The 219-nt window shown below is 71.2% G+C and carries 1 protein-coding gene; it reads left to right on the top strand.

Features of this window, described 5'->3' with window-relative positions; all coding sequences use genetic code 11:
• Positions 1 to 36: 36 nt before the first annotated feature.
• Positions 37 to 219 (top strand): IS3 family transposase (locus tag B1A74_RS10735; RefSeq protein ID WP_143592257.1); only part of this gene is annotated, 183 nt, incomplete at its 3' end.

The raw sequence follows: 219 nt of genomic DNA, 5'->3' as shown, positions 1-219 counted from the left end.
TATTACGCGGCGCGGGCGCGAGCCGAACGTCCAAGCGTGCCCTGCGCCGCTGGCGCTCACCTCGAGCGTGTGTTCGCGGCTTCCGGGCGAACCTACGGCAGCCGGCGTCTGGCAAAAGCCTTACAGGCGGATGGCACCGTCGTGGGCCGTTACCGGGTACGGACGCTGATGCGCGAGCGCGGCCTGCGGCCCGTCTGGAGGCGGCGCTTCGTGACCACC

Origin of the sequence: Thioalkalivibrio halophilus, from assembly GCF_001995255.1 — a bacterium.
In the GTDB taxonomy this organism is placed as follows: Bacteria; Pseudomonadota; Gammaproteobacteria; order Ectothiorhodospirales; family Ectothiorhodospiraceae; genus Thioalkalivibrio; species Thioalkalivibrio halophilus.
This window is presented reverse-complemented; position numbering and strand designations above follow the sequence as displayed.